The following is a 25,366-nucleotide window of genomic DNA, read 5'->3' as shown; positions in this document are numbered from 1 at the left end:
TAAACTAATCAGTTTTTAGTAGCCTAAAGCAATAATAACGACCAATCAAGGTGTAATCGTCTCAATCACAGGGTGTATATTGCTACATTTAAAAATCTGGCACTGAAAATCAATCTAGTACTGGGTAAAAATACTTCTTTTAAAATTGATCAGACGCAACTAATAAAAAACCCCCCTGTAGTCCCCCCGATGTTCGGGGGGACTACAGGGGCGTGGGTAAATATAATTACGAATTACGAATTAGTATGACGCCACAGTGGTAGCTTTAATTCTTCACAGTAGCATATCCTACTGCGAGTTTCTTGTTCATGACTTGCAATCCAATCATATATTTGCTGTGCCTTTCCTAAGGCTGAGAGTTCGTTGCGGAAAAGGCGAGGGTTGGGACAAAAAACTTCTCCCTTGATGTGGATGGCAGCAATTTGCCAATAGTCGCTGCCTTTTCCCTCTGGCACAACTTCAACAAAGCCATCTTTGTAAGGCTCAATAATTCCCAACATCTGCAAACCAATTAATAACTGCCAAAAAACATATTACAAAATCGCAATTAGTAATGTTCAGAAAAAACCTTGACAAATATTAATGAATATGCATAAAATAGCTATTTGTGGAAACTTTAGCTCTTTAATAAACGCTTGGCTAACGTCATTGTCATAGGTGCCCAGTGGGGCGATGAAGGAAAAGGTAAAATAACTGACTTGCTCAGCCGCTCCGCAGATGTTGTTGTACGTTATCAAGGGGGTGTCAATGCAGGGCACACAATTGTAGTCAAAGGTCAAACCTTTAAACTGCATTTGATTCCCTCTGGTATTTTGTATCCAAAGACTGAATGCATTATCGGCTGTGGAACAGTTATAGACCCACAGGTTTTAATTGCAGAACTCGACCAACTTGAAGAACTTGGTATTTCCACTCGTAATCTGCTGATTTCTCAGACAGCTCATGTTACCATGCCTTACCATCGATTAATTGATCGGGCATCGGAGGAACGCAGGGGAAGCCACAAAATCGGCACAACGGGTAGAGGTATTGGTCCAACTTATGCTGATAAATCGGAGCGGACTGGCATCAGGATGTTAGACTTGATGGACTCCCAGGGGCTACGCGAACAGCTAGAGTGGACGATTAATTACAAGAACGTTATTTTAGAAAAACTTTACAATTTGCCCCCGTTAAATCCTCAAGAGGTGATTGACGAGTATTTGGGCTACGCAGAGCGCTTACGCCCACATGTTGTTGATACATCTTTAAGAATATATGATGCGATCCTGCGGCGGCGGAATATTTTGTTTGAAGGAGCGCAGGGTACACTCCTCGACCTAGATCACGGAACATATCCTTATGTTACCTCCTCCAATCCAGTGGCGGGAGGGGCTTGCGTCGGTACAGGTTTAGGACCGACAATGATAGACCGGGTGATTGGGGTGGCAAAAGCCTATACTACTAGGGTAGGGGAAGGTCCGTTTCCCACTGAACTTGATGGGGAATTGGGAGAATTGTTGTGCGATCGCGGTGCCGAATTTGGCACAACCACCGGACGCAAGCGTCGTTGCGGCTGGTTTGATGCGGTAATTGGGCGCTATGCAGTTCGTATTAATGGTATGGATTGTTTGGCAATCACTAAACTAGATGTACTCGACGAGCTTGAGGAAATCAATGTTTGTGTCGCATATGAAATCGATGGGGAACGCTGCGAACACTTTCCCAACAGCGCTCGCCAGTTTGCACGCTGTCGTCCCATCTACAAAACCATGCCCGGATGGCGCACGCCAACTGGTGATTGTCGCTCTCTAGATGATTTACCACGGCAAGCACTGGATTATCTCAAATTCTTGGCAGAATTGATTGAGGTTCCCATTGCGATCGTCTCTTTAGGCGCAAGCCGCGATCAAACGATCATTGTAGAAGATCCTATCCACGGTCCCAAACGTGCTTTGTTGCACCCCGATGGTACACCCGCTACCTTAATGAGTGCCTAGTTTGTAGAGACACGAAATTTCCCGTCTTTACAATCCAAAATCCGTCTTGAAAAGTTTGCTACGGAGGGAAACCCTCCTTGCAACTTTTCGCAAAATCCAAAATCTAAAATCGGAAGATGAATATCACAGTAGAATGTCAAAAAAGACCAGAAGGTAGCAAGCCCAATGCTTTGCGCCGTTCTGGTAAAATCCCGGCAAATTTGTACGGGCATAAGGGTACTGAGTCCATTGCTCTCACCATCGATGCTAAAGTTGTTGAGCGCCTGCTCAAAAAAGGTTCGGTTAACAATACCTTGATTGAACTTCAAGTAACTGATGTTCCTTGGCGTGGGAAAACTTTGCTGCGGGAAGTTCAAACTCATCCAGCTAAGGGTACTCCCTACCACTTGAGCTTTTTTGCTGTGGCAGGGCACGGTGATACTGATGTGGAAGTGCCTCTGCGTTTTGTGGGCGAAGCAGTGGGTGTGAAGCAAGACGGTGGTGTATTAGATACTGTGTTTACTGAGTTGCAGGTGAGTTGTGCGCCTGAGAATATTCCAGATGTGATTGAGGTTGATGTCTCTAATTTGAATGTTGGTGATAGTTTGCAAATCCAACAGCTTGTTTTACCTGAGGGTGTGACGGCTAAAGCTGAACCGGATCAACTTGTTGTTAGTGTGTTGCCGCCACAACGATCTAGTGATGCTGGTACAGAATCTGTGTCTGAAGCTACTTAATGTTTGTTATATTTACTTTGGGAACCAGGGGTGATACCCTGGTTTTTTTGTTGATTTAACCGCCAAGACGCCAAGAGCGCCAAGAAGAATATGACAAAAGTTTCTGTTCCGCCTGTGATTGAGCAAATGTTGCTGTCTGGGTTTTATCCGCATGAGGTGCGGGAGCCGATTGAGTTGATTCAGACTCATGTTTCTTTTGTTTTGTTGGCTGGAGATTTTGCTTATAAGGTGAAGAAGTCTGTGAATTTTGGTTTTTTGGATTTTTCGAGTTTGGAGAAGCGGCGGCATTTTTGTGAGGAGGAGCTGCGTTTGAATCAGCGGGGTGCGGGTGAGCTTTATTTGGAGGTTTTGCCTGTTACTTTGGATGGGGATAGGTATGAGTTGGGTGGTGCTGGTGAGGTGGTGGAGTATGTTCTGAAGATGCGTGCTTTTCCTCAGGCGGCTTTGTTTAGTTCGATTTTTGAGCAGGGTAGGTTGACGGAAGGTGATTTGGAGGAGTTGGGTCGGGTGGTTGCTTTGTACCATGATCGAGGTGAGACTAATGATTATATTCGCTCTTTTGGTACGGTGGCTCAGGTTCGGGCTGCTTTTGATGAGAATTATGAGCAGACTTTGAAGTATATTGGTGGTCCTCAAACTCAACAACAGTTTGATGAGACTAAGTTATATACTGATCGTTTTTTTGCTGAGCGCACGGATTTGTTTGAGAGTCGGATGAAGGGTGATTTTATTCGGGAGTGTCATGGGGATCTTCATCTGCGGAATATTTGTTTGTGGGAGAATAAGATTCGGTTGTTTGATTGTATTGAGTTTAATGAGCCGTTTCGCTTTGTTGATGTGATGTATGATGTGGCGTTTACGGTGATGGATTTGGAGGCACGCTTAAGCAAGGATCTGGGAAATGCTTTTTTGAATACTTATGTGGAGCAAACTGGTGATTGGGAAGGTTTGCAGGTTTTACCTTTGTATTTGAGTCGTCAGGCTTATGTACGAGCTAAGGTTACTTCTTTTTTGTTGGATGATCCTGGTGTTCCGGCTGCGGTGAAGGAGGAGGCGACAAATACTGCTGCTGGTTATTATACCCAGGCTTGGGATTATACGAAGTCTCGTCAAGGACAATTGTTTTTGATGTCGGGGTTGTCGGGATCGGGGAAGAGTACTACGGCTCGTTTTTTGTCGCGCAAGCTGGGCGCAATTCATGTTCGTTCTGATGCTGTGCGCAAACATTTGGCGGGTATTCCTTTGTTGGAACGTGGTGGTGATGAGTTGTATACTCCGCAAATGACTCAGAAAACATATGCACGTTTGTTGGATTTGGGGATTATGCTGGCAAGTCAGGGTTTTAGTGTGATTTTGGATGCTAAGTATGATCGGGAACAGTTGCGCAAGGAGGCGATCGCTACTGCGGAAAAACACCAAATTCCTCTCCAAATTCTTCATTGTACTGCACCGCTTGAAGTTGTGGAACAGCGGCTACGTGATCGAAAGGGTGATGTGGCTGATGCTACTGTTGATTTATTAGCGTCACAGGTGGAACAAGCTGAGCCTTTTACTGAAGCAGAAAAAACAAGAGTAAAATTTTTGGACACAACTCAACCACAAGATGCACAATTAAAAGATGTAATTCGCCAATAGGCTTCAGCTCATGGCAGAACAAAAGAAAAACCAAAGCAACCTGATAGCGTTTACGGGAAGTTTTATAAGTCAACTGCTGTTTGGGTTATTCTTGACAATTGTATTTTTGGTATCAGGGCAAGAAGCATCTGTGAGCCTATTTTTAGGTGTAGTGGGTGCATTAGCGTTAGGGATGATTGTATCAGCCAGCAAAAATAGACCCCAGTCTCCACAAGCTCCATCAGAAGGAATTGATGCAGGATTGAGATACTGGTTACTTTTCTTGATTGGTTTTACGTTTGTAGGATATAAAGCCCCAATGAGTATCTTACTCGGTGCGATCGCTGGTCTGGGTGGGGGTTGGATCACTGCTTGGTGGGAAACTAGGGGGGAATCCAGAACTCAACTACCCAATGATGCCTTAGCAGTTTCTGATGAAGAAGTACCTGCTGATGCAAAACGCAGCAAACGGCGCAGAAGAAAACCTACCCGGCGTTTCCGTCGTGTACCTGGTGTCGGTATTTTTCGGTTCTGGGGAAGATAAAGCTCAAGTTTATTGTCAATTGCTAATAGTTAATTGCTCTCTTACCATTAACTATTAGCGATTAGCCATTAGCAATCTATGTTTCTATATTTATCTAAGTTACTACCGCTGTTTTTTTATCCGTTGGGATTGTCCTGCTTAATTTTATTAGTAGGATTAATATTAATCTGGAGACGACCTCGTATAGCGGCTTTGTGTGTTACGCTGGCGTTAATTATTTTATTATCAACTAGTAATGGTTGGGCATGTAATTGGTTAGTGCGTAGTCTAGAATGGCAAAATCGCCCTACGGAAATACCGAATGCTGAAGCAATTGTGGTTTTGGGGGGTGCTACTAGATCGGCTTTTCCGCCACGCCCTACTGTAGATTTAAATGAACATGGCGATCGCGTTATTTATGCCGCTCAACTCTACCGCCAAAATAAAGCTCCTCTAATTATACTCAGTGGTGGTCGGATTGATTGGTCTGGCAGTGGTCCATCTGAGTCAGGAGATATGGCATCAATTCTGACTTCTATTGGCATTCCAGAATCCGCAATTATACAAGAGCCAAACTCCCTGAATACCTATCAAAATGCCTTTTATGTACAAAAAATTCTCTCAGAACGCAATATCCGCCGTGTATTACTAATTACCTCTGCCTTACATATGCCGCGTTCTCTTCTCATCTTCAAACGTCAAGGTATTGACGCTATTCCTGCACCTACAGATTTTCTCGTCAGTGAAGGCGAAATGCGTGAACTTACCAGTACCCCTAAAGGTGCTCTTCTGAATGCTTTACCCAACGTAGATAATATGCATCAATTAACTGCCGCTTTAAAAGAATACGTGGGCATTTGGGTTTACAGATTTCGCGGTTGGTTGTAGAGACGTTCCGCCGGAACGTCTCCACACCACCGGAACGTCTCTACCAATGATTACAAATAGATATAATTTCAGTAGTTACAGCATTTTTATGTTCAACATCCGACGCCCTGTCTCACATGACTAAAAACTTACCATACATAATACCAGCAACTCCACCAGAAGCTGAAGAAGCATTTGCAGGTCATCAAATTACTCACCAGTTTTATCAAGAAGTTCAAGCGCGAGCAGATTTTAAGCGTCATTGTGAGTGGTATCATACCACAGCAGACGCTAATCGTCAAGAGCTAGAAAGAATGCGCAGTGAACCGAATATTTTTCGCTGGTTTCTCAGAAAATAAGTGTAACTTACTGTCCCTTCCTTAAGGGACTTCTCTGCCGTACTTCCAAGTCTTTACGTAGCTTTTCGTTTTCAGTTGCTAACTGAGTAATTAAGGCTTGATCAATCAAGTTGCTATCTGCGTTAGTATAGATGTTAACACCACGCTGTTGGGGTGGTTTCTGGTTGTATCGGCTGAAGTATAACTGCTCTAACTTGCGTCCTACTTGCAACAGTTCAGATCGAGTACAATTTATCTGTAGCTGCTGACATCGCTCGCTAATAGTGATTGGAGCTATTGCAGTGCTTGTATCCGAGCGTTGGGCGGCAAAAGCGGGTGTACTGATGATCAGCAAAGTCACAATGATCGCAATTATAATTTTCATCGGTCATCTCACTTTGTGGAAGATCTACACCTTTTCAAATACCATAAGATGCTGCTGAGGTAATAAATTTTTTGTCTCACGCCAAATCAAACCAACAGCTTGCATCTCCTTCTTTACCTGCTTTTGAGTCATTTTGTGCAGGGCTTTAATCATAATAAAAGGATTTTCGCCCCGGTATTCAACCAACACTACCTTACCACCTGGTTTAAGCCCTCTGACAATCCCTTGCATCATCTCCCGTGGATACTCAAACTCATGGTACGCATCCACCATCAACGCCAAATCAACACTGTTAGGTGGTAAATTGGGATCTTTAAGAGTTGCCAAAACAGGCTCAACATTGGTAACGTGGTTTTCCTGCTTCAAAAACTCAATAATATCCAGCATTTCCGGTTGAATATCTACAGCTAGAACCTTTCCATTAGTTAACACGGGTGCAATACGAAAACTCATGTAACCTGTACCAGCGCCAACATCAGCCACCACATCATTAGGCTTGAGGTTAAGAGCGCTGACAATTTTACTTGGTTGTTCCTCTTTCTCTCTGCTGAATCTTTCTAACCAAAGCGCACCTGTATGCCCCATCACTTGAGCAATTTCTCGCCGCATGTAAAACTTACCAATCCCATCTGGGCTATGGATACGCCGATGTTCGTAAGTAGTAGATTGAGTAGCTGCACATGCTGGGTTGGTGGGAATCAGCAAGCAACATAATACTACAGCGATTACCACAGCGAAAATTATTCCCCCCTTTTTAAGGGGGGCAAGGGGGGATCTGACTTCGTGAACCTCGCGTATTGATCCCCCCAACCCCCCTTGTGAAGGGGGGCTTAGAGAATATTTCGGGATATAGTTCATTTTTATGTTGTAAAATTTAGATCGTAAATGGTTCTAGCTGGCGATTGTACCATTCATCCTGAAAGCGCTCAGCAACAAACGGTCTGATGATAAACTTAGGTTGGCTCGCGCCTTGAACATCAACCCGCACGAATGAGTAAGGTAGCCGTTGTTGGTCATCGTAGCCATTACGACCGACGAAAAGTAGAGAATCCGCAACTTTACGGTTGTAATTACCTGTGTTATCTGTAAAAGTTTCCATCAATTCTGTTCCCTCTTCTCTTTGATAACGAGGACGACGACCACTACCACCACTGATAATACAGTTGATGTAAGAATCGGCATGTCCTGTGTCTGTTGTGCGCAGATGTTCTAGACAGTGAGCATGACCATTGAAAATTATATCGGCGATCGCACGTCCTTGAGTTAAGGAACCAAGGGTGTTAGCGACTTGATCGAAACAAGCACGCAAGCGGTGGCGTACTGCTAAAGTTTGCGCTTGATACCACTTACTCTTTTCGGTGACATAGGGGGGATGATGGAAATAGATGATCCGTCCACGTACTTCCTCTGTATGCCAAGATTCAATTAGTCTGTCGCGCAGCCAATCGAGTTGCTCAAAGTCGATATCAGGTGAGGAGTGTGATTCAAGTTGTTTTTCAATATCAATTTTGATTTCGTCTATTTGGTATAATTGGGCTTTGAGCGCATCTAGTTTTTCATCATTTTCAGCAGAGTTTGCCTTGAGATTAGCGCAAGCTGCTAAAATCTCGATTTCTTCAAGTTCTATTTTCTGTCTTTTTGATTGGAGTTCACGACGTTTTGCTTCTCCTTCTGGATTGGTAGGTAGAGGTGATGGTTCGTTAAAGGTATTGGAATCAAGAGCGAAAAAGTCTATTCCGCCATAACGAAAAGTGTAATAACGGTTGGGTAAGCGGGTGAAAACTCCGGGTTCATAACGCAAACACCTTCCCGTGTCTGTCTTAGCTGTGTAATGATTGTCTAGGTGAAATTCTAGCTGCTCCCCAGATTGCGCCTTTAAGTAATCAAGAAAAGCTCTTGCATAAGCGTTTCCCTGATAGGAGCCGTGCCAACCAATCTCTACATCATCTTTATAGCGTAGCCATCGGCGCAGTGGAAGCGTAGTTCCTGCTAGCCACCGAGACATTAATGGTACATCATAGTAATCGTGATTACCCAATACTGGTAAGATGGGTGTTTTGAATACCATGCAATCGTAGCGAATGCGTTTGGGATTTTCGCCTCCTAACAGAAACTCACGGTAAGGTTCAATAAAGTTTTGCGGGTAATACTCTTGAGAACCTACGATGTAAATTACATCACCTGTATGCAGTACGAATCGACAATCATCTCCATGTTTATGCATTAATTCGGCAATTTGCCGTTGAGGGTTGTGTTCGTAATGTGTCCTAGAGCCACTATCTCCTATTACCATAAAGGAGAATTCTGGATTATGGTCGTTGCCATCGTCCAGAATCATACTGGTTTGATCGATTCCTCGCTGAATAATACTGGTATGACGCCATCGCACCCGTTCCTTCATCTTTTGAATTTTGACGGGAATTGGTGGATCGGTGATGAATTTCATCTGATTGAGTTATTTTAGTGTTGATAAAATGATTTTGAATTTAATGAACCGCATAGCCTAGAGTTTAAACCTTAGGAAAGTAGAGAACGCAGAGTAAGATAGTAATTGTAGATGGATTATTTTAAGAATGAAATAGGCTGGCTGTAGTGTTGGCTAGTATTTTGAGTTGATCGGGTTGACAACGATTAAAATAGGGCTAGTTTGGTTGTTAGTAGACTAAAATAATACCACTTTTCAGGGTCGATTGTCCACGCACATAATAATTTTGGCTTGACTGTTGATTTCGACAGCATAGAACAAAAATTTTGTATTTCCCTACTCTCCTTGGTACATACGCTCCGGCGGAGCGTCTCTACTGATATCCTGCTGCTTGTAACTCGAACAGCTTTGCATAACGCTTCCCTGCTCGCAACAATTCTTCGTGGGTTCCTTGTTCTATTAGTTGTCCGGATTCTATTACTACAATTTTGTCAGCCATGCGTACTGTGGAGAAGCGGTGCGAAATTAAAAACACCATTTGATGTTGGGTAAGAGTGCGGAAGTGATTGAAAATGTCAAATTCTGCTTGGGCATCCATTGCTGATGTCGGTTCATCTAAAACGAGAATGTCTGCATCTTCACGCATAAAGGCACGAGCAAGAGCAATTTTCTGCCATTGTCCTCCTGAAAGTTCTTGTCCTCCTTTAAACCATTTACCTAGCCGAGTTTGAAAACCTTCAGGCAAATGTTCAATAAAAGGTTGTGCCATACCTTTGTGGGCAGAGATTTGCCAACGTGCTTTATCTTCTATGTGTTCTACGTCACCCACACCTATATTCTCACCTACAGTGAACTGGTAGCGCACAAAGTTTTGAAAAATTACCCCGATGCGTTGGCGCAGTACATCTACATCCCATTCCTGCAAGTCCAAACCATCAAGCAAAATCCTTCCAGAGTCGGGGGTGTATAGTCGTGTTAGTAATTTGATTAAGGTAGTCTTACCCGAACCGTTTTCACCCACAATTGCTAGTTTCTCTCCTGGTTTGAGGTGTAGTGAAATGTTTTTCAAGGCGGGTTGTGAATTTCCTGGGTAAGTAAATGTTACATTCTCAAACCGAATTCCATCTTTGGGTTTTATACCTTTGGTTGCATTCCCTTTTGGTTTTGGCACTTCCTCTTCTAGGAAATCGTAGAGGTTAGAAAGATACAAGTTGTCTTCGTACATTCCCCCAATTGAAGTGAGGACGCCTGAGAAAGTAGACTGCCCTTGGCGGAAGACGATGAGATACATCGTCATATCTCCTAAGGATATTCTACCTGCAACTGTTTCTACTACAATCCAAGCATAAGCTAGGTAAAAGGCAGCAGTACTGAGCAAACTCAGCAAGTAACCCCACACTCCCCGCCTGATGGTTAAGTCGCTGTCTTCTTTGTAAAGTCTATTGAATAAGCTATGGTAACGTTCTAACAGCGTTTCTCCCAGTTGATAAAGTTTAACTTCTTTGGCATAGTCTTCTCTTGCTAGCAAAGTTTCTAAGTAATGCTGTTCGCGGGTTTCTGGCGCACGCCAGCTAAATAGGCGAAATGCTTGCCCTGCAAATTTGGTTTCGGCAAAGAATGCAGGCATTGCTGCGATGATGAGTATAATTACAGCCCAAATTGAGAATCTGACTAGCAGTACACCAAAAGTTGCCAGCGATAGGGCGCTTTGTACTAAACCGAAGGTACGGCTTACCAGTGAGAGGGGACGAGTTGATGCTTCCCGTCTTGCATTGGTCAATTTGTCGTAGAATTCCGAGTCTTCAAATTGGGTAAGATCTAGAGTTAGTGCTTTTTCTAAGATGAGAACGTTTACCCGTTGACCGAGTAGCACCCGCAACAGCGATTGGCAAACGGTGAGGAAGCGCTGACTTCCAGCTAGGGCGGCTACTGCGATCGCCTCTAATCCCACATAAATTAAAGGACGATAGCTATTGACAAAATCAATATTTTGTGTATTAATTTGTAGAGATGCCAAATTTTGCGCTTCTACAACAGCATCAACGATCAGCTTACCGATGTAAGCAACAGCAGCAGGCAAAAGACCAGCGACTAAGGTGAGAGTGGCAAAAATCACGGTCAGAGAGCGGCTAGTGGTCCACACCAAATTCACAGCACGCCCACTGTACCGAAACACTGCAAGGGATTGACGCAGAGCGTTACGCTTTTTACTAATTATCATATTTCTTTTATAGTACAAATTCCCTCACAGTTGCATCAAAAGCATTGAGGAGCAACACTAAAACCGATAATTTGATTTACTATGATTAACAAACAGTAAGCCAATTGTACAGGCAAGATATACAGATGACCCAGTTACATGACAATCGCCAACCGCGTCGGGGTAGAATATTCCCAGAATACACAATACCAAAAGAGGAACTAGCAAGACGCCAATCTGAACGAGATGCATTTTACCAACATTGTTATGCAATTTTTGCGCGAGTCCGCCCTGAATTGATCAACGACCATTACAACTGGTTCATTATTATTGAGCCAAATAGTGGCGATTATTTTATTGATGCAAACGAAGAAGCCGCAGTTCAAAAAGCCCGTCAAAAGCACGTTCGTGGGATGCTAGGAACTTTTAGACTTAATGAGACAGGAGCCTGCGGCAAAATATGATTTCCGTTTTTGTTTGGTGAAATCGGTGAGCTATTTTTTGAAGTACAGTTAATTGCTGCTGATGGCGAGAATATTCCGGTAGAAACGCTACTAGATACAGGTTTTACCACAGGTTGGCTGGCGCTGGATCTACAAGATGCAGAAAGCTTGGGATGGTCTGTTATTGAACGCAGAAAAGCTATGCAAACGGCTCGAGGAGAGGAGTTTTTCGACCTTTATGAGGGAAGGATACTGCTAGACAATCAGGAATACATTGTCCCAGTACATGTGGGTGCAGGAATTCCCGAAGTTTTATTGGGTTTGCAATGGCTGGAAACTCGAAAGTTGGTCGTAGATAGACCTCAAGGAGTGTTGACATTGGGGTAGGTGTGAAAGCGATCGTGCCGAGTGCCCTACGGAACTTTTCAGTTATGAGAGACTAGCGTTTCTGTGTTGGGATTGCAAAAGTAACTTAGTTGCGGATTCGATTACCACCCCAAAGTATGCGAGCAATGTCTTGATTGTGAATAGTGGCCATCGTTTCAAAGCACCTAAAATAACTTTCCAGTTAGTTTCTGCAAAATGGTTGAGCAGAAATTTTCTACAAATTTCCTGACTATATCCTATTGTCATCAGTTTTACATAAACTTCTGGTAAATCCCAATAACGCATCTTAAACCATTGTTTCGGTTCTGGGATTGAATTCATGCCACAAGCATATTCTAAATAGACATCTTGTGTGATTTTTATACTTCCTTTTAACGCACAGAATGCAGTCCAATATATTTGTGCCTCCCTGTTATTTACACCTGAACGCCAATTTTGTAGAGCTTGTTGTGCTGCTTCTGCGCGGTACACTTGAGCAGTCATAAAACCTAAAACTTCATACTGTTGTTTTACATACCTTTCAATTACGACTTTACCATTAGTGCTAAATTCTTCCTTGTCAAGGATAAAACTACGCTCACTAACTTCATTAGTTGGCACGTAGCGGCGAGCAAAGTTAAGAATTAATAATGATAAATCTGGATGTTGCTTGAGGTTATTTACTACATAACCAAGAGTTTGTACCTGAATGGGATCGTCATCACCAATCACCCACACATATTTACTTGTGGCTGCGCTTAAGCAATAAGCAAGATTGCTCATTAAGCCAATATTATTGCTGTGTCGATTTAATTGAAATGTCGTCAGGCTGAAAGTAGGCTGCCATTTTTTGATAACTTCTTGGGTATTGTCTGTTGAACAGTTATCTGAGATCAGAATTTCACACTCAGACTCATAACCTTTAATAGCTTTACATAACCAAGTAAGTTGTTGGTCTAAAAATTGGGCACGATTGAATGTAGGGATGGCAATTGTGAGTAATTTATTCATTGCCGGGTTATTCTCTAATAAAGTAGGCGCAACTGAGTTATTTTGCAGAATATGCTAATTTATTCCGGAGGTTTATGATATTTTTTTGAAACCTTAACTCTTTTAGGTGTGCCTTAGCTTAGTAAATCTGTGCGTAAATTAAACTACGCTATATTAAATATCTTTCTATTGTCATAATTAAATCACATCTATGCTTTTAGACAGATGTTTTTGAGTAAAATCTAGTTATCTAGAATCTTCTTTGCTGTGCTAACCTTATATATCTCCGTCACCGCTAAACCACTCTTTCCTTGGCGTTCTTTGCGTCTTGGCGGTTCAAAATCTTAACCATAACATCAATGCCGACAATCCAAAGTATATACACCGATGGCGCTTGCACAGGCAACCCTGGTCCTGGGGGTTGGGCAGTCGTCGTCTACTTCAGTGATGGTTCAATTCACGAAATGGGAGATGGATTCCCCCAAACCACCAATAACAGGATGGAAATGCAAGCAGCGATCGCCGCTCTTGAATTTCTCAAAGCATCCAAACAAACTCAACCCATCACCCTGCACACCGACAGCGAATACCTAATTAACTGTGTTACCAAGTGGGTGAAAGGCTGGAAAAACAAAGGATGGAAAAAATCAGATGGAAAGCCAGTCCTCAACCAAGACCTGTTAGAAATTCTCGATGAACTGAACACTAAACAGGTAAAATGGCAGCATGTTCGGGGTCATGCCGGTAACGTAGGCAACGAACGCTGTGATGTAATTGCTCGTACCTTTGCCAGTGGTAGAACTCCGCACTTACAACAACTATCGAAAGCGAATTCTCTCCAATCTTTACCAGAAAAAGATGAAATCAACCAATCAAGCGTATCTGATTTTCACACAAACTCTACAATAATTGACAAAAAGACACAAGAAACTACTATTGAAGATGTAACTACTATGGAAACATACACTTCCCCGAGTGTCACTAGCAGTGAGGAATTACCCCGTGAAATTAGGGTGACACAACTGCGCAACTTAGTTGAAACCTTGCACATTGCTGACGAAATTGCCGAAAAAGGTTACTTAATTACCAGTTCTGAACTAGCTGACTTAATGGATGTCCATGCAAGTGCCGTTACCAGTAGAGGCGACGAGTGGCGTTGGCGCAATTGGATTGTCTCACGGGTAAGAAGAGAAGGTAATCAGATTCTGTGGGAATTGGAAAGGAGCGATAAAGTTGAGGGTAACCAGGATTCTTAGAGACGCCCCACCGGGGTTCTTAATTTTGACTTTTGACTTTTGACTTTTGACTTTCCGAAAGGGCGCTGTATTTGCGCCCCCGCCATTCTCGTGGAGTGCGCAATGCTGATAAAAAGATGCGCAGTACCGCGATGGGATCGGCTAAAGGGGAAAGCCAAAACAACCAATCATATGCAGCTTGAGTGCGATCATAAGAAGGTGCGATCGCCAATAGTATTGCAAAGCGAATTACTAGGAGAAAGGAATTTAGTCCCACTAGGAGGAGAGGGGGAGTGGGGGAGTAGGGGAGTGGGGGAGAAAGTAAAAAGAAAGTTAGTAGGATGGGGAGGGGTAAGGCTTGAACTGAGGTGAGCAGCCATAAATCTCCCCAAATTTGAGCTTGGGACGAAGCATCTTTAAGATCGAGGCTTCTTCCCCATTCTTTCCATGTTTCTATTGCTCCCTCATACATACGCACTTTTAGTACTTTTGCACCATCTAAGAAGCCTACTTTATAACCAGAGGCAGCAATATTTCTTGCTAAAGTGACATCATCACAGAAAGAGCTACTCGCACTTGTATAGCCACCTACAGCAGCTAAAACAGAGCGACGGCATAAAAAACATTGTCCATTAGCCATAACACGCTCAGGGGAAGTGGTATTTACACCAGCAGGGTTAAAGCGATAAAGTAGAGTCATTAACAATGCAGGTTGTAGCCAGCACTCTCCTGGATATTTAAGAATAAATTGAGGCGAAATTGAGACTAAGTCATATCCTTGAGCTTGAGCTGTCTTGACTAATCCAGCTACCAAACCTGGTGATGGTTGTGTATCAGCATCCATACCCAGAAACCATTCGCTTCTAGGTGAACTATACAAAAAGCCGTTATGTAATGCCCAAGGACGCCCTACCCAGCCTGGAGGTAAGGGATCATCTGTGATGAGGCGAAAGCGAGGATCTTTGCGCCCAGATGCTTTCACCAACTCAGGAGTACCATCAACAGACTTGCTATCGACAACGATTATTTCTCGGACTTCATAACTTTGCTGACTGATTCTTTGTAATAGAGGACTAATACGAAGAGCTTCATTTAAAGTGGGAATCACAACGCTGACACTGCCTAAAATGTCTGGTGTGGGATTTTGGGGAGCAACGGGAGGATGACGACTAGGTCCTTTCAACAAGCGTGACAATAAAATTGCTGTAGCTGGTAGTTGTATGAGCAGCAATATGAGTGAAATAGCACTGGTTATAATCCAACCGTTGTCCACAATAAAAATACCTGACGATTAAGGTAGGGGTGTAAAAGTCTTAATTAACAGAAACTTTAACACTTGTGACAGAAACTTCATTAGCTGTAGTTACCGCTACTTCTTTAAGTGTAGGTGTCGTTTTTGACCAGAGAACCACAGCGGGAATTACACCAAATACTAAGCCGAGAGAGACTGGTATGATAAAGCCAGAACCTAAGCTAAGTCCAGCAGCAAAAGCAAAATTGCTCAAGTAAACAATAATTGGTAAATTGAGTTGCGATCGCTCTAACTTAATTGATGTGTTTCGCCACAACAGTGCTGCCACACTCATAAATAAAGCACTAGTGCCAAACCAGCCCGCATAATTTCGGTAAGGTGTGCCAAAAAATGCTCCTGGTTCTTTCCAAAACCAAAAGGGTAGAGAAGTTTGACTCATTGCTGGTTCCAAAGCAAAGTCCCAGCAAGTAAAAAGCATTGCCCCAAAGAATATAGCACCTAGTTGACGCCACAAGCTTGGTTTTTCTGCTACTTTAAGACCAGCACGAGCAATTAGGTAAGCAGACAAACCTACGTAGAACCAGGATAAAGGAATTGTAAAAGGTACTAGCCCTGCAATCTTATATCCCAAGCCACTTAAGTAAGAGTAGTCTCCAAAAGGAAAGCCTATACTGGTTCCCAATAATTCACTACCTACTGATATCGATACTGCTGGTAGCATAAACCCTAGCCATGTGCGCCATCCTAATGTGCGGTAAGCATAAATTGAAACAGCTATAGTTCCCAAAATAATATCTACCACACCGCCATCAGCCATACTCATTTGCATAGCTGTTTGACCAACAGATCCCAAGTTCAAAATTAATTCGGCATTAGGTATAACTAGTAGAATGCCTACTAGCCCAAAAGCCTTTGCCAGGATATGACCAAAGAGGCATATACGTTCAGTAATAACCAGTTGTCTCATGATAATCCCTTCACAAGATATGACATGGGTCTACTTAGTTGCTCAGATTTTACAAATGTTTAATATCATACTTTAACTTGATTTATTATGGAAATGCTGTATAAACTTGTTTCCTATTTCAGGTCAAAGCATAATAACCGATTGATATAAGATAAATCAAATATGATAATAAACCTATAGTTTAAAATACTAAACTTAAAATATATCATCCCATATAGGGAGTAACAACTCATGTCAATCCAGAGAAAAGTTCCCTGGGTTTCCCTTACATTGCTCTTGCTTACCTACGGTACTTGGGGCTGGGTAATATCCAGAGCAAAATATCCGCCTGTGGTATTAGTGCTAGCTGTAATTGCTATTTTTATCATAACGAGTAGCTTGACTACTCCTTGGTCTACAGTTGCTAACTATTCCAATAAATTATTTCAATCAAATCTGAGATCTTTCAGCCTTGCTATTTTTGGTGCTTTCATGTTTTTTCTCATGATTGCCTGGTTTAGAGTATTTATTGATACTTTAGTAATTATTTCTGCCACCATTTTAGCCCGGATAGACGTACAAACTTATGGGTTTAAGCAACAGCAATCGTTTTTAATACTGTTTCTGATTTCCCTCACTGGTTTAGGTTTGGGAGTATTAATAAATAACTATAAAGTTATGTGTTATTTTAGGCAATTCAATCTATTGTGTAGGTAGTTGCGCCAGAGTACCTAGCACAACTACCTACCTTAAGATGCAACAGCTACTGATTCAACTTCTGTTGATTCTACTGCTGCTACTGGATAAACGCTAACTTTTTTGCGACTTTTGCCTTTACGTTCAAAACTAACTACGCCATCAATCAAAGCAAATAAGGTATCATCGCTGCCAATACCAACGTTATTACCAGGATGAACTTTTGTGCCACGCTGACGGACAAGAATATTTCCTGCCCGAACAGTTTGACCACCGTATCTTTTTACACCTAAACGTTGAGCATTAGAGTCACGCCCGTTACGTGTACTACCTGTTCCTTTCTTGTGAGCCATAATTTTATGTTTGTGTTTTTACTTATCCTAATTATTCTGCTACAGTTTCAGCAACAGGAGTTGTCTCGTCGGATTGAGTTTCAAAGCTAGCTACTGGTTCAGTTGCATTTTCTGCTGAAGGTTCAACGATGGTAGAAGTAACTTCTGGTTGAGTCTCATCAGTTGCAGTTTGTTGTTCCGAAGTTAGTACAGTACCATCAACAATGATTGAGTCAATCATTAGTCTGGTAATTTCTTGACGATGCCCCCGCTTCTTACGGGTTTTCTTTTTCGGCTTCATTTTATACACAATGACTTTGCGACCTCTCAAATGCCGCATCACCGTGCCTTCTACTGTTGCACCTGCCACTAACGGTTGTCCGATTGTGAATTCACCATTGTGTTGTACTAACAGTACCGATTGTATGGTTACTTTCTCGTCCTCTTGGGCAGAAAGTAATTCTATGTCGTAAAAACGACCTGGTTCAACTTTTAGTTGTTTGCCGCCAGTTTCAATAATTGCGTAAGTCATGTAATTTTCTTTGCGTTTGCCGTACAGGTAGCTAGGTTTTATACTTGAAAGCAATCCCAGCTTTTGTAATGTCTTTACCTGATCCGAGCAGGAATGAGACAGACAATCTAAAATAATACTAGATAAAATACATTTTTGTCAAGAAAATTTTTTATGAAAAGAATCGAAGTTGAAAAGAGAACGATTTTAATTGGTTTAGCAGGGAGTCACGGTTACGGGTTAAATCGACCTGATTCAGACTATGACTACCGAGGAGTATTTATCGCCCCCAAACCATACTACTTGGGATTTGACCAGATTGAACAAAAAGATGATGGTTGGGATGAAGAAGGCATGTTTCCATTCTTGGATGGAAATAAAGATACAGTAATATATGAGTTAAGAAAAATTTTGCAGTTATTATCAGGAGCAAATCCAAATATTTTAGAATTGCTCTGGTTGAATGAATATCCTGTTTTAAATCCAGTAGGACAAAATTTAATTAACCACAGACAAATATTTCTGAGCAAGAAAGTAAAGCATACTTACTCTGGTTATGCTTTTGCCCAAATCAAAAAGATGGAAACTCATCGCAAGTGGTTACTGAATCCACCACAAAAAAAACCTCTACCAGCAGATTATGGTATTGAAGACGAAGCACCACTAATTAAAGATGAGCTAAATGCTTTTTTAGAGTATCTTTACATTTTAATTAGAGGACGAATTGAGTTTTTAGAAGAAGCAGAGCAATTATATAAATTGTTGACGGCTGATATAGATTTTAAAGGAGTGCTCAAACAATACACTTTGCCTGATGAAACTTTGGCATACACGCAAAAGTTAACAAACAGCCGCAAAGACTTTATTCGCCTTTTGCAAAAAAGTCAAAACTACCAAATAGCTTTAAGAGAATGGAAAGCTTACTTATCTTGGCAAGAAAATAGAAATCCGGCTAGAGCAGAAATGGAGAGAAAGTCAGGTTATGATCTCAAGCATGGAATGCACTGTATTAGATTGTTACGCAGTGGATTAGAAATATTGCAGACAGAAAAAATTGTTGTAGATAGAAGAGTTGCCGGAGACGCAGAGGATTTAAAAGCTATCCTCAGAGGTGATTATTCTTATGAGCAGGTGATGAAAATGGCAGATGATTTAGTTGCGGAAATGGACAAAGTTTACCAAGAATCTACCTTACCTCTCCAAGCAAATTTACAGCAAATTAATGAATTATGTATAGAATTAGTAGAAATGCAAGGATTTTAAATGGCTAATAGCTAATTGTTAATTGCCAGTTTTCTATTAGCTATTAGCCATTAGCATGAGAAAATTTAAAACAAATCCGCAAAGCCATAAATACTAATTATTAGCAGTAGCAATGCAGTGAATTGAGTAATGCGAGTTTGGGGTGAAGGTGCGATCGCCTCCCGTACTAAAATAGACATTGATGCGCCAATCACAAAGCTCAAGCCTAGCACCACATAGATATAGGATTTCTCTGTAGAGAAAACAGTAGAAATCGCCAGCATTGTGATGGCTAACATCAACATTAATAGCTCTACAAACCGAGGTGGGTTGTATTGGCTAGATAAAACAACAGTGTGTAACCAAAAACGCCAAAATCTCATAATTAGGGAATGGGGAATAGGGAATAGGGAGAAAAGTTAAAAGGCAAAAGAAATGGTTGATCTTTTTACTTTTTACTTTTTACTTCTCTAACTCCTTAGTTTTGTTGGTGCACCGTTTGTTTGTGCAGCATCTGCCGATGTTAATTCTATGCCAAAAATGCGGCTAGTAGTTTTTTCTACTTTGTAACCAGAATCTATTGACTCCAAAGGATCTTTACGTAGTCGGTGACGTAAACACAGAACAATCACGCGGCGCACATCATCAATGGTGACTTCGGTACGCCCTTCATAGGCGGTTAAAGCTTTGGCTGCACGGTTAGTAACAATATCTCCACGCAAACCATCCACATCTAATTCTGAACAAACTTCAGAAATTTTCACCCGCAAGTCGTAGTCAATGGTTACCTTTGGTAAAAGTTTTTGCGCATCAATTATACTTTTTTGCAGTGCTTCTTGTTCAGACTTATATTTCTCTAAAAATTCAATGGGGTTTTGGTCGAATTCTGCCCTTTGTTCAACGATTTGTACTCGCAAAGCTGGTTCTTTGACTGTATGAATTTCTGCGTGCATCCCAAAACGATCAAGTAGTTGGGGACGTAGTTCTCCTTCTTCTGGATTTCCAGAACCGACAAGAACGAAACGTGCTGGGTGACGGATGGAAATACCTTCTCGTTCTACTGTATTCCAACCACTGGCAGCCGAGTCTAATAACACGTCTACTAGGTGATCGTCAAGTAAGTTGACTTCATCTACATATAAAATACCTCGGTTTGCTTTTGCCAGTAGTCCCGGTTCAAAGGCTTTGACACCTTCAGATAAAGCTTTTTCAATATCAATAGTGCCGCAAACTCGGTCTTCTGTGGCTCCCAGGGGTAAATCTACCATTTGCACTTTGCGATCGCCCACAGCAATATCCACGCCAAGTTCAAGCTGTTGGCGAACTTCATCACTCATTAAATCGGGATCGCTGGGATGGCTATTGAATGGATCGTTAACTACGACGGGGATTTCTGGCAATAAGTCAGCCAGGGCGCGGATGGTGGTGGATTTGCCTGTACCGCGATCGCCCATGATCATTACACCACCAATTTTGGGGTCAATCACGTTCAAGAGCAATGCCAGTTTCATTTCTTCTTGACCGACAATTGCTGTAAATGGAAATACTACGCGACGCGCACTTGCCTTGGCTTGAGCAGTTGGACTCACGCTTATTACCTTATCAATATTTCTTTTATTACCGTTTCTTATTGTGCCACAGGTAGGGTGATGGGGAGACAAAGGAACTTGGAGATATGATCATTCATTCCATGCCTCGCTCAAATTCGTCAATGGCTAGAATGGGTGCGGCTCGTTTCTAACAGGAGCCTCTAGAAACTAGAGGGGTATGGTTAGAGTACACTATGAAATCTACTTTCATAATGTATAACTGTTCTTTTGATATGGGTGATACCAAAGTATCCTAGAAACGGTAAAGTCCCATCCTTGAGGAAACAAGTGACTCCCTACCTAGACCCCAGTGAGTAGACTCGGAATTCTACAGGCTGAAGCGGGTAACAGGGCGCAACCAGTTGTAAAACAGGCAGGTAACAACACTGGCGCTAACGGGGGGATGATACGGGCAAATAAGTCCTAAAAAAGTGTCTCAAGCCTAAGCTACAACCTGAACAACAAAATGTAGACTTCATCCTCTATTCTCACAGCATTCCCCATTTGATAGCTGTAATTTCCGAGAAGAGGATAGGCAAATTGGACTGCCCTAAGTCATCAAACAATCGAAAGAACGGAACGAGTAAAAACGGTATAAGGGTCTGGGGAAAGGTCGAAACTCCGGTAGGCTGGACGAGCAGATTAACCCCTTTATATCGGGTAGGACAGCGAGTAACTTCGCTGAGGTATTCAGAAAACATTCAATGGAGTCAGAGCATGGTTAGACACGACAGAGATGTTAGTGAACTTTGGAAGAAATTACCCTGGAAGAAATTCCGGAAAGAGCTATTCCGCCTACAAAAGAGAGTGTTCAAAGCTGTTCAAGTCGGAGACAGGCGTAAAGCTCGTCAACTTCAAAAGCTTATTCTGAAGTCCAAAGCAGCTAGGTTCCTGGCTATTCGTCAAGTAACTCAGCTAAATGCTGGTAAGAAAACCGCAGGCGTCGATGGTAAGAAGTCTTTAACGTTTGAGGAACGGTTTGAACTAGAACTACTACTCAGACAACCTTATTGGTATCACAACCGACTAAGGGAAGTGCCAATAAAGAAAAAAGACGGCTCCACCAGAATGCTTAAGGTTCCGACGGTGTGTTCATATTGCACCTCGATTCTAGAAAGTTTAGGGATATTTTGTTTGCCCCTAGTATTTTCTTATGGTAGATCTTTTTTAAGGAACACAGTACAACGCGCGATCGTCAAAACGGCGTCATGTTGCTTTATTAATCGGGCAGCGATACCGCAATGAAAATGTACTCAATTGACAGTCATAGTCGCCTACCAGTAAGCTACCAGTGACTCAAATTGTGTGTAAACTAAGGGAGTAGAAAGCGTTTTTACGACAATCGCGTCTATGGCAACAGAAAATCCCCGTGTAGCAGCATACCCACCGCAACGAGTCTACTCGCGCCTGGTAGAATTTAGGCGTGAGCGAGGGTTTAAGTCAGATTCCGCAGCGATTGTGGCAATTCTTGAGGCTTACTTTTTTGGTGGCTCAGTTAATGAGCCATTAAGTGAGTCACCGGGTCTGGTCGAGCGGATTGAGGACTTGGAGGGAAAGTTGCGAGCCTGCTTGAGGTGGTGGCTCAACTCAGGCAGGCAATTAGTCAGGATACAACTATGGCTGAAGGTGAGCCAGATTTGCCCGCGTCAGTGTTAGATTTGTCGGCAACTAGTAAGCCACCTAGTGAGTCACCATTAACCACCGATAGGAACTCTACCAAAAACAGGGAGCAGTCGAGTCGTGCCACTGCCGCGAGTAGTGAGCTAATAAGTGAGTCACCAGTAAGGCTAGATGGGAAATTAGGCTTAATCTCTGGTGAAACCAAGCTGACTACTGGTGAGCTACCTTCTTCAGCGACAACAGAGCCAGACGGCGATGAGAACTTGGTTTCACTGCCAATTCGTGAAAACACGCCGATTGTGAGTGAGTCACCAGCAGAGTCACCAGCAATCAAAGCAGATAGCTCAGATATCAAAGAGCCATTGTCTATGGAAACCATGCCGAGTGTTAGTGAACCTAAATGTGAGTCACTAAGTGAGCTACCAATTGACTCCAATTACAATAATCGGCAAGATGCATTATCAGTTGTCCATGAAAGGCTTTTAAGTGAGAGTGAGCCACCCATAGAGCTACAATTTACTCACAAAAAGAAAGATACTAAAAAGTTTGAGCCGGAAACTACTCACCTTGGTGAGCACAAGCCTGAGTCACTTTCTTTTGGTGGCAATGACGATTCTCTGACCGTCGATAGTGAGCTATTAAGTGAACCACCAAAAGAGCTACTTTGCGAGCAGACTAAGGAAAATAGTGAAAAGCCGCGAACTTCAATTGAGCCTTCAAGTGAGATCGAGCTACTGCAAAATCAGCCACACTTAGTCGATCTAATTCAAAACTCAGAAGGTACACAAAAGATGATTTGTGAGCGAACAGAAGCTAAGACTGAGCTACCAGAGTTCAAGACTGAGCTACAGCGTAGAGGTGAAATCGTGAGTGAGCCACTAGATGATTTACCAAGTAGTTCACTCCCAACAGAAGGAAATAAAAATTCTCAGGTTGTACCACTTCAACTGACAGGTGCAGCTTTAGCAAGAAGACTAAATGTTTCTCCCAGCACGCTTCGTCACAAGAAAAACGCTCGAAATTTTGCACAATGGACTTCGGGACATGACCCAGATGGTATCGCCTGGTACTTTGATGGTCAAAAATTTTTTTCACAACCACAGTAGATATACAGTAAAACCCCTTAAGTAGAAAATTACTAAAAGGGGTTAACGGGATTCAAAACTATTATTTTCAGCGAACAATCAAACTCGAATTATTCAGATTTAACTGGCACACGGCGGATTCTATCACGTAAAGTTTCTAAAACTTCCGGTGTGACTATATACCACCAAGGGCTTCTATCCGTTTCTTGAAAAGCCTGAATAATTCCTTTCTCTCGCCAGTAATGGATGGTATGAATTCCAACGCCCAGTTTTTCAGCAAGGGCACTCGTGGAATAGTAACCTTCCGGACTGATCCCTGATTTCGCAACATTTGGGTCACTTAAAGGCTTATCAATACCATATTTCCAACGAATCCAGGCTATACCTTTTTTGGTAAAAGCACGCCCATTCGCGTTCACTCTTCCTCGGCGATTCAATTCATCAGCAATTTCGGTATCAGTTCGACCTAGAGCTAATTCTTCAATAAGTTGAATGACTTCGTTGGGTGTTCGGAATTTTTCAGCTATTGTTGGACGTGTCGCAACTAAGATACTTGTAGCTCCAGTATGCCAGAGTATTTGTATACGAGTAGAGCGTTCTGGAGCATCGATTGGGGTGAGAGCAACTTGTTTTACTAACAACCCTAGTATCTCTTTACGCTCAAGGTTCGTAGTACTATTGGCGTGCCAAAGTATTGGTATATCATTGGCTAATTGTAAAATTTGTTGCCTTTGCGCTGCTGTTAATTCCAACCTTTCTACTTGGTGGGCTTTCTGGTATGCCTCTTCTAGTTCTGCTAACTGTTGTAATTTTTCATTCCACCGTCTTTCTAGTGTACGGGCGACTAAACGATTCTCTGGTTCGGTGGCATCATATTGTCGGAAAGCTCTGTCAGCTTCGTAACGTGCCCTTTCGAGTCTTAGTTGCCATGTTTTATCTGTCTCATGTGCTTGATTTTCTAGCTCATAAAGCACAGCTAAGGAAATGTCGAGTTGTTCATTCGTAAAAGCTTCAAGCACATGAGCCGAAACAGCTGTATCAATTGCTGCTCCCGCTACGCTCCAGCAAACACCCATGCTACCATCTTGTCTGCGAGCTTGAGAACATTCATAGGCTGCTCTACAACCACCAGTACCGTGGTAGCGAGGACTCATACGTCGTCCGCATTTACCGCAGATTACTAAACCTTGGAGAAGAGCAAAGCCTTCTCTTGGTGTGCCAGAGCATCCATTCCTCATCGAAATTGGGTGATTTTGTCTAAGTCGCTCACGGTTAGACAAATATTCAGACCAAGTAATGTAAGCCTCGTGAGCGTTGTGGATTACCACTTTCCATTCATCTTGGGGTAGTTGTTGGATTTTAACCCTCTTTATTTGCCCATCCTCAATTACGTTAACACTGCGTCGTCTACCATATACGTATGTTCCTGTATAAGTTGGGTTACGCAGAATAGCTGTTATACGACTAAGGTTGGCAGGTCCCCAACGAAGTGTACCAATGTGCCCAGGTCCTGGTCCCCAACGTCTTCTTGGGAAAGGAATTTGGTTGACACAAAAATAGCGCATTACCTTAAACGCTGTTCCTTGAGCGCGGAACTGTTGGAAGACCAAACGGATTGCACAAACTACCCCCTCATCCGGGTCTAAGACTAAATTTCCTTCTGGGTCATATACGTAGCCAGTAGGTGGAAAGCAACGCAATTCCCCTTTTTTCGCTTTATTTAGTTTGGCACCAAGTAAGCGTAGACGCATACCGTGTAATTCAGTGTGGCTCCAAGTTCCCTTAAACCCCAGTATCACTCGGTCATTAAAATCATTTGGGTCGTAAATCCCATCGTGGTCAATAACTAAGGTATCTGTAAGGGCACAGATATCTAAAAGTTTATGCCAATCTGCTTGAGAACGAGAAAATCTTGAGGCTTCTAGAGCTAAAACAGCCCCTACTTCTCCTAAACCAACTGCAGCCATTAACTGGTGGAAGTCTTCTCGTCCGGTGGTTGTTTGACCACTTTT

25 protein-coding genes and 2 pseudogenes are annotated in these 25,366 nt (G+C 42.5%); 14 read left to right on the top strand and 13 right to left on the bottom strand.

Annotated elements, in window-relative coordinates; genetic code table 11:
* Nucleotides 1-233: 233 nt before the first annotated feature.
* Nucleotides 234-500 carry a hypothetical protein gene (locus tag ICL16_RS41155; RefSeq protein ID WP_190837789.1) on the bottom strand — a complete coding sequence of 89 codons (267 nt, stop codon included), beginning with the start codon at nucleotides 498-500 and terminating at the stop codon, nucleotides 234-236.
* 135 nt (nucleotides 501-635) lie between these two features.
* Here ICL16_RS41155 and ICL16_RS41150 point away from each other — a divergent pair, with 135 nt between their 5' ends.
* The 6 genes from ICL16_RS41150 (at nucleotide 636) to ICL16_RS41125 (ending at nucleotide 6,058) form a co-directional block, all read left to right on the top strand.
* On the top strand, nucleotides 636-1,979 hold the full coding sequence (locus ICL16_RS41150; protein ID WP_190837787.1) for an adenylosuccinate synthase: 1,344 nt from the start codon (nucleotides 636-638) through the stop codon (nucleotides 1,977-1,979).
* Nucleotides 1,980-2,095: 116 nt separating this feature from the next.
* On the top strand, nucleotides 2,096-2,695 hold the full coding sequence (locus ICL16_RS41145) for a 50S ribosomal protein L25/general stress protein Ctc (protein ID WP_190837786.1): 600 nt from the start codon (nucleotides 2,096-2,098) through the stop codon (nucleotides 2,693-2,695).
* Nucleotides 2,696-2,785: 90 nt separating this feature from the next.
* Nucleotides 2,786-4,330 carry a bifunctional aminoglycoside phosphotransferase/ATP-binding protein gene (locus tag ICL16_RS41140; RefSeq protein ID WP_190837783.1) on the top strand — a complete coding sequence of 515 codons (1,545 nt, stop codon included), beginning with the start codon at nucleotides 2,786-2,788 and terminating at the stop codon, nucleotides 4,328-4,330.
* A gap of 10 nt (nucleotides 4,331-4,340) precedes the next feature.
* A complete protein-coding gene (locus ICL16_RS41135; protein WP_190837781.1) occupies nucleotides 4,341-4,853 on the top strand; it encodes a hypothetical protein in 513 nt (170 codons plus the stop codon).
* 78 nt (nucleotides 4,854-4,931) lie between these two features.
* A complete protein-coding gene (locus ICL16_RS41130; RefSeq protein WP_190837779.1) occupies nucleotides 4,932-5,720 on the top strand; it encodes a YdcF family protein in 789 nt (262 codons plus the stop codon).
* Nucleotides 5,721-5,836: 116 nt separating this feature from the next.
* Nucleotides 5,837-6,058 (top strand): hypothetical protein, encoded by a 222-nt coding sequence (locus ICL16_RS41125; RefSeq protein WP_190837777.1) that lies wholly within the window; start codon nucleotides 5,837-5,839, stop codon nucleotides 6,056-6,058.
* Between the two features lie 7 nt (nucleotides 6,059-6,065).
* On the opposite strand, the gene ICL16_RS41120 is transcribed toward ICL16_RS41125, so the two are convergent.
* The 4 genes from ICL16_RS41120 to ICL16_RS41105 form a co-directional block, all read right to left on the bottom strand.
* The gene (locus ICL16_RS41120) at nucleotides 6,066-6,422 is read right to left on the bottom strand and encodes a hypothetical protein (protein ID WP_190837775.1); all 357 of its coding nucleotides are present in this window, start codon (nucleotides 6,420-6,422) and stop codon (nucleotides 6,066-6,068) included.
* A gap of 24 nt (nucleotides 6,423-6,446) precedes the next feature.
* Nucleotides 6,447-7,148 (bottom strand): class I SAM-dependent methyltransferase, encoded by a 702-nt coding sequence (locus tag ICL16_RS41115; protein ID WP_420485338.1) that lies wholly within the window; start codon nucleotides 7,146-7,148, stop codon nucleotides 6,447-6,449.
* A gap of 148 nt (nucleotides 7,149-7,296) precedes the next feature.
* Nucleotides 7,297-8,868: a metallophosphoesterase family protein gene (locus ICL16_RS41110; RefSeq protein ID WP_190837770.1), complete on the bottom strand. Its 1,572-nt coding sequence runs from the start codon at nucleotides 8,866-8,868 to the stop codon at nucleotides 7,297-7,299.
* 352 nt (nucleotides 8,869-9,220) lie between these two features.
* Nucleotides 9,221-11,068, bottom strand: coding sequence for an ABC transporter ATP-binding protein (locus tag ICL16_RS41105; protein ID WP_190837768.1), 1,848 nt, complete (start codon nucleotides 11,066-11,068; stop codon nucleotides 9,221-9,223).
* Between the two features lie 125 nt (nucleotides 11,069-11,193).
* Between ICL16_RS41105 and ICL16_RS41100 the strand changes: the two genes are divergently transcribed.
* Nucleotides 11,194-11,511 (top strand): hypothetical protein, encoded by a 318-nt coding sequence (locus tag ICL16_RS41100; protein ID WP_190837766.1) that lies wholly within the window; start codon nucleotides 11,194-11,196, stop codon nucleotides 11,509-11,511.
* Nucleotides 11,512-11,520: 9 nt separating this feature from the next.
* A complete protein-coding gene (locus ICL16_RS41095; protein WP_190837764.1) occupies nucleotides 11,521-11,877 on the top strand; it encodes an aspartyl protease in 357 nt (118 codons plus the stop codon).
* A gap of 42 nt (nucleotides 11,878-11,919) precedes the next feature.
* Here ICL16_RS41095 and ICL16_RS41090 read toward each other — a convergent pair whose 3' ends face one another.
* The gene (locus tag ICL16_RS41090) at nucleotides 11,920-12,867 is read right to left on the bottom strand and encodes a glycosyltransferase family 2 protein (RefSeq protein WP_190837762.1); all 948 of its coding nucleotides are present in this window, start codon (nucleotides 12,865-12,867) and stop codon (nucleotides 11,920-11,922) included.
* A gap of 329 nt (nucleotides 12,868-13,196) precedes the next feature.
* Here ICL16_RS41090 and rnhA point away from each other — a divergent pair, with 329 nt between their 5' ends.
* Nucleotides 13,197-14,102 carry a ribonuclease HI gene (gene rnhA, locus ICL16_RS41085; RefSeq protein ID WP_190838216.1) on the top strand — a complete coding sequence of 302 codons (906 nt, stop codon included), beginning with the start codon at nucleotides 13,197-13,199 and terminating at the stop codon, nucleotides 14,100-14,102.
* A 19-nt stretch (nucleotides 14,103-14,121) separates the two neighbouring features.
* On the opposite strand, the gene cruG is transcribed toward rnhA, so the two are convergent.
* Complete coding sequence (cruG, locus tag ICL16_RS41080; RefSeq protein ID WP_190837760.1) at nucleotides 14,122-15,354, bottom strand: 2'-O-glycosyltransferase CruG; 1,233 nt, start codon at nucleotides 15,352-15,354, stop codon at nucleotides 14,122-14,124.
* Between the two features lie 40 nt (nucleotides 15,355-15,394).
* Entirely contained in the window at nucleotides 15,395-16,300 is a 906-nt protein-coding gene (cruF, locus tag ICL16_RS41075; RefSeq protein ID WP_190837758.1) for a gamma-carotene 1'-hydroxylase CruF, read from the bottom strand.
* A 231-nt stretch (nucleotides 16,301-16,531) separates the two neighbouring features.
* Between cruF and ICL16_RS41070 the strand changes: the two genes are divergently transcribed.
* Nucleotides 16,532-16,996: a hypothetical protein gene (locus ICL16_RS41070; protein WP_190837756.1), complete on the top strand. Its 465-nt coding sequence runs from the start codon at nucleotides 16,532-16,534 to the stop codon at nucleotides 16,994-16,996.
* Nucleotides 16,997-17,028: 32 nt separating this feature from the next.
* Here ICL16_RS41070 and rpmA read toward each other — a convergent pair whose 3' ends face one another.
* Nucleotides 17,029-17,328 carry a 50S ribosomal protein L27 gene (rpmA, locus tag ICL16_RS41065; protein ID WP_190837754.1) on the bottom strand — a complete coding sequence of 100 codons (300 nt, stop codon included), beginning with the start codon at nucleotides 17,326-17,328 and terminating at the stop codon, nucleotides 17,029-17,031.
* Nucleotides 17,329-17,437: 109 nt separating this feature from the next.
* Nucleotides 17,438-17,839 (bottom strand): annotated as a pseudogene (gene rplU, locus ICL16_RS41060) (50S ribosomal protein L21); the annotation flags it as partial.
* Between the two features lie 153 nt (nucleotides 17,840-17,992).
* On the opposite strand from rplU, the gene ICL16_RS41055 reads away from it, so the two are divergent.
* Nucleotides 17,993-19,081, top strand: coding sequence for a nucleotidyltransferase domain-containing protein (locus ICL16_RS41055; RefSeq protein WP_190837749.1), 1,089 nt, complete (start codon nucleotides 17,993-17,995; stop codon nucleotides 19,079-19,081).
* 65 nt (nucleotides 19,082-19,146) lie between these two features.
* On the opposite strand, the gene ICL16_RS41050 is transcribed toward ICL16_RS41055, so the two are convergent.
* Nucleotides 19,147-19,443: a hypothetical protein gene (locus tag ICL16_RS41050; protein ID WP_190837747.1), complete on the bottom strand. Its 297-nt coding sequence runs from the start codon at nucleotides 19,441-19,443 to the stop codon at nucleotides 19,147-19,149.
* Between the two features lie 87 nt (nucleotides 19,444-19,530).
* Nucleotides 19,531-20,649 (bottom strand): magnesium chelatase ATPase subunit I, encoded by a 1,119-nt coding sequence (gene bchI, locus ICL16_RS41045; RefSeq protein WP_190837745.1) that lies wholly within the window; start codon nucleotides 20,647-20,649, stop codon nucleotides 19,531-19,533.
* A 717-nt stretch (nucleotides 20,650-21,366) separates the two neighbouring features.
* Here bchI and ICL16_RS41040 point away from each other — a divergent pair.
* The 3 genes and pseudogenes from ICL16_RS41040 to ICL16_RS41030 all read left to right on the top strand — a co-directional run.
* Nucleotides 21,367-21,738: pseudogene (locus ICL16_RS41040) on the top strand (reverse transcriptase N-terminal domain-containing protein); the annotation flags it as partial.
* A gap of 261 nt (nucleotides 21,739-21,999) precedes the next feature.
* Nucleotides 22,000-22,305: a hypothetical protein gene (locus ICL16_RS41035; RefSeq protein ID WP_190837741.1), complete on the top strand. Its 306-nt coding sequence runs from the start codon at nucleotides 22,000-22,002 to the stop codon at nucleotides 22,303-22,305.
* Entirely contained in the window at nucleotides 22,266-23,375 is a 1,110-nt protein-coding gene (locus ICL16_RS41030) for a hypothetical protein (protein WP_190837738.1), read from the top strand. The genes ICL16_RS41035 and ICL16_RS41030 overlap by 40 nt, the downstream gene beginning before the upstream one ends.
* 89 nt (nucleotides 23,376-23,464) lie before the next feature.
* On the opposite strand, the gene ICL16_RS41025 is transcribed toward ICL16_RS41030, so the two are convergent.
* A partial coding sequence (locus tag ICL16_RS41025; protein ID WP_190837736.1) for a recombinase family protein occupies nucleotides 23,465-25,366 on the bottom strand: 1,902 nt, incomplete at its 5' end.

Origin of the sequence: Iningainema tapete BLCC-T55 (genome assembly GCF_014698965.1) — a bacterium.
GTDB lineage: Bacteria > Cyanobacteriota > Cyanobacteriia > Cyanobacteriales > Nostocaceae > Iningainema > Iningainema tapete.
The sequence above is the reverse complement of the archived record's forward strand: the minus strand, read 5'-3'. Positions and strand labels throughout refer to the sequence as shown.

What these genes read in the sequence shown, in the direction of transcription:
- ICL16_RS41155 (WP_190837789.1), bottom strand. Translation starts at nt 500, where the DNA reads ATGTTGGGAATTATTGAGCCTTACAAAGATGGCTTTGTTGAAGTTGTG.
- ICL16_RS41145 (WP_190837786.1), top strand. Translation starts at nt 2,096, where the DNA reads ATGAATATCACAGTAGAATGTCAAAAAAGACCAGAAGGTAGCAAGCCC.
- ICL16_RS41140 (WP_190837783.1), top strand. Translation starts at nt 2,786, where the DNA reads ATGACAAAAGTTTCTGTTCCGCCTGTGATTGAGCAAATGTTGCTGTCT.
- ICL16_RS41135 (WP_190837781.1), top strand. Translation starts at nt 4,341, where the DNA reads ATGGCAGAACAAAAGAAAAACCAAAGCAACCTGATAGCGTTTACGGGA.
- ICL16_RS41130 (WP_190837779.1), top strand. Translation starts at nt 4,932, where the DNA reads ATGTTTCTATATTTATCTAAGTTACTACCGCTGTTTTTTTATCCGTTG.
- ICL16_RS41125 (WP_190837777.1), top strand. Translation starts at nt 5,837, where the DNA reads ATGACTAAAAACTTACCATACATAATACCAGCAACTCCACCAGAAGCT.
- ICL16_RS41120 (WP_190837775.1), bottom strand. Translation starts at nt 6,422, where the DNA reads ATGAAAATTATAATTGCGATCATTGTGACTTTGCTGATCATCAGTACA.
- ICL16_RS41110 (WP_190837770.1), bottom strand. Translation starts at nt 8,868, where the DNA reads ATGAAATTCATCACCGATCCACCAATTCCCGTCAAAATTCAAAAGATG.
- ICL16_RS41105 (WP_190837768.1), bottom strand. Translation starts at nt 11,068, where the DNA reads ATGATAATTAGTAAAAAGCGTAACGCTCTGCGTCAATCCCTTGCAGTG.
- ICL16_RS41100 (WP_190837766.1), top strand. Translation starts at nt 11,194, where the DNA reads ATGACCCAGTTACATGACAATCGCCAACCGCGTCGGGGTAGAATATTC.
- ICL16_RS41090 (WP_190837762.1), bottom strand. Translation starts at nt 12,867, where the DNA reads ATGAATAAATTACTCACAATTGCCATCCCTACATTCAATCGTGCCCAA.
- cruF (WP_190837758.1), bottom strand. Translation starts at nt 16,300, where the DNA reads ATGAGACAACTGGTTATTACTGAACGTATATGCCTCTTTGGTCATATC.
- ICL16_RS41070 (WP_190837756.1), top strand. Translation starts at nt 16,532, where the DNA reads ATGTCAATCCAGAGAAAAGTTCCCTGGGTTTCCCTTACATTGCTCTTG.
- rpmA (WP_190837754.1), bottom strand. Translation starts at nt 17,328, where the DNA reads ATGGCTCACAAGAAAGGAACAGGTAGTACACGTAACGGGCGTGACTCT.
- ICL16_RS41055 (WP_190837749.1), top strand. Translation starts at nt 17,993, where the DNA reads ATGAAAAGAATCGAAGTTGAAAAGAGAACGATTTTAATTGGTTTAGCA.
- ICL16_RS41050 (WP_190837747.1), bottom strand. Translation starts at nt 19,443, where the DNA reads ATGAGATTTTGGCGTTTTTGGTTACACACTGTTGTTTTATCTAGCCAA.
- ICL16_RS41035 (WP_190837741.1), top strand. Translation starts at nt 22,000, where the DNA reads ATGGCAACAGAAAATCCCCGTGTAGCAGCATACCCACCGCAACGAGTC.
- ICL16_RS41030 (WP_190837738.1), top strand. Translation starts at nt 22,266, where the DNA reads ATGGCTGAAGGTGAGCCAGATTTGCCCGCGTCAGTGTTAGATTTGTCG.